Source organism: Bradyrhizobium pachyrhizi (assembly GCF_001189245.1).
Lineage (GTDB): Bacteria > Pseudomonadota > Alphaproteobacteria > Rhizobiales > Xanthobacteraceae > Bradyrhizobium > Bradyrhizobium pachyrhizi.
This window is the reverse complement of the sequence record NZ_LFIQ01000013.1, coordinates 1-2305: the sequence shown is the minus strand read 5'-3', so window position 1 is coordinate 2305 and position 2305 is coordinate 1. Positions and strand designations below refer to the sequence as shown.

General features: G+C 64.5%; 2 protein-coding genes. Both read right to left on the bottom strand.

Annotated elements, in window-relative coordinates:
* Positions 1–60: 60 nt before the first annotated feature.
* Positions 61–921: an IS21-like element helper ATPase IstB gene (gene istB, locus AKL29_RS00385; protein ID WP_050382252.1), complete on the bottom strand. Its 861-nt coding sequence runs from the start codon at positions 919–921 to the stop codon at positions 61–63.
* Entirely contained in the window at positions 921–2228 is a 1308-nt protein-coding gene (gene istA, locus AKL29_RS00380; RefSeq protein WP_050382250.1) for an IS21 family transposase, read from the bottom strand. The genes istB and istA overlap by 1 nt, the downstream gene beginning before the upstream one ends.
* Positions 2229–2305 lie beyond the last annotated feature (77 nt).

Sequence of the window (2305 nt, the reverse complement as noted above, 5' to 3'; positions counted from 1 at the left end):
TGTCAAACGCCATCCGGAACTGCCCCCTTTGCGTCATGAAGAACTGCCCCCACCATCGGGTTATGATCTTGGTTGAAGGTTGCTTCCGCCGGTGACGGGACGGAGGGAGGCGGAGCCGACCGGAGGGCCGTCACCGGCGGGCGGCGGCTTGATGAGGCCGCTCTTCCGTTTGGCGCGGAGCCGGTAGCTGTCGCCGCGGATAGTCAACACGTAGCTGTGGTGCAGGAGCCGGTCGAGGATCGCGGTGGCGACCACCGGATCGGCGAACACGGTGCCCCATTCGGCAACGCTGCGGTTCGACGTGATCAGCATGGCACCAGTTTCGTAGCGTCGGCTGACCAGCTGGAAGAACAGATGGGCCGCGTCGGGTTCCAGCGGCAGATAGCCGAGCTCGTCGACGATCAGTAGCTTTGGCTTCGACAGCGCGAGTAGTTTCTCGTCCAGGCGCCGATCGCCATGCGCCTTGGCAAGGCCAGCGACCAGCGTCGTCGCCGTGGTGAACTGCACCGTATACCCGGCCAGGATTGCCTCTCGCCCGAGCGCGATCGACAAGTGCGTCTTACCGACGCCCGGCGGGCCGAGCAGCAGCACGTTCTCGCCGTTGGCGATCCAACGTGACGCGGCCAGGTCGCGGATCTGCTTCGGATCGATCGACGGCTGCGCCTCGAAGTCGAAGCCCGCAAGCTCCTTCACGGCCGGGAAGTGTGCAAGCTTCAGCGCCATGTCGATGCGGCGATGATCCTTGCGCGCAATCTCACGTTCGCACAGCAGGATTAGCGTCTCACGCGCCGACAGGTTTGCGCGCGCCGCCTCGTCGAGCAAGCTATCGAGCTGATCGCGGATGCCGGAGAGCTGCAATCGCGCCAGCATGGCATCAAGGGGATCAGTCGGTACTTCGGTTGCCTTCTTTGCGCGCGTCATCAGAAGCTTCCCCCGATCACGGCTTCATATTCGGCAAGAGGACGCAACAACGAAGGCGGTGGAGACGACCCCGGCACCGCCGCCGCAATCTCCGGCCGGCGAACCGCGCCATTCCGCCCGGCAACACCATCGAGATGGGCGGGATCGACGATCCGCAGCCGGCGCCCTTCCGATTGCTTGTGGACCGCCACCTGGTGCAATCCATGGCGGATCCGCACCTCGCCGGCCGCGACCGTTACCGCCACGCGCTCACCAATTAGGCGCCACGGCACCGAGTAACTGTTCGTGTCGATCTCGATGGCGCAATCGTTGCCGACGACCCGGGTTAGTTCGCGCAATGATCCGAACGAGGGCTGCCCGCCGAGCGGTTTCAACCGGTGTGCCTCGTCGCGTATGAAGCGAACCATCGGCGCCTCGCCGGTCGTGCCGTGGATACGCACGTTCGCCACCTCACGCTCCCACTTGGCGAGATGCGCCTCGAATGCCTCCCAACTTACGAAGGAATGCCCCGCGATCGCGTTCTTCTTCACGTAGCCGACGCCATTCTCCGTCTTGCCCTTCGTGCGTGCCCGATATGGCGCGCAGGCGCGTGGACGGAAGCCCCAATGCTTCGCAAACGCGATGAGTTTGTCGTTGAACTGAACCGACCGGCTCACCGCGTCGTGACGCACGACGAGCGCGCGTGGATTGTCCATCAGCACTTCCTCCGGCACGCCGCCGAAGGTCGTAAATGCGCTCTCGAGCCCGGCGAACCAGTGCTCTTGCTTCTCCGCCCGGAACGCACGCACATGCAGCCGTCGCGAATGCCCGAGCGTTGCCACAAACACGAATGCTTTGACCTTCACCCTGCCGATCTCGACCAGACGCTCCCCGAAGTCGATCTGCAGCTGTCGGCCAGGGGGCGTCTCGAACCTCGTTGTCGCCAGCGCCTCCGCCTTCAGCGCCTGGCGATAGCGCTGCACGGCGCGTTGCAGCGTTCGTCGGCTCACCTCCACGCCTTTCTCGGCCAACAGATCCTGGCGAACCACGTCAGCATTACCGCGATGGCGAATGAACCTCTCGCGCAGCCAACCCTCAAGGCCGTCGAGCCGCTTCGGCCGCTCAGGCGACTTGAACGGCTTCACCCCGCCCGCCGCCACGTAGTCCTTCACCGTGTGATGGCTGCAGCCTAGCTGGCGCCCAATCCGCTTCAGACCCCACCCGCACGCCCTCAGGCGCAACATCTCCGCCACGTCATCCGGCGTCTTCATCACCTGCCCCCGTGGATCACTCCACGGCGAGCCTCTAGTGATTCGTTCCTCGTTCATTCGCTCTCTCCTCAGCTATCCGAGGAGGGGGCAATTCCTCATGACGCCGAGGGGGCAGTTTTCCATGGCGCGCGACA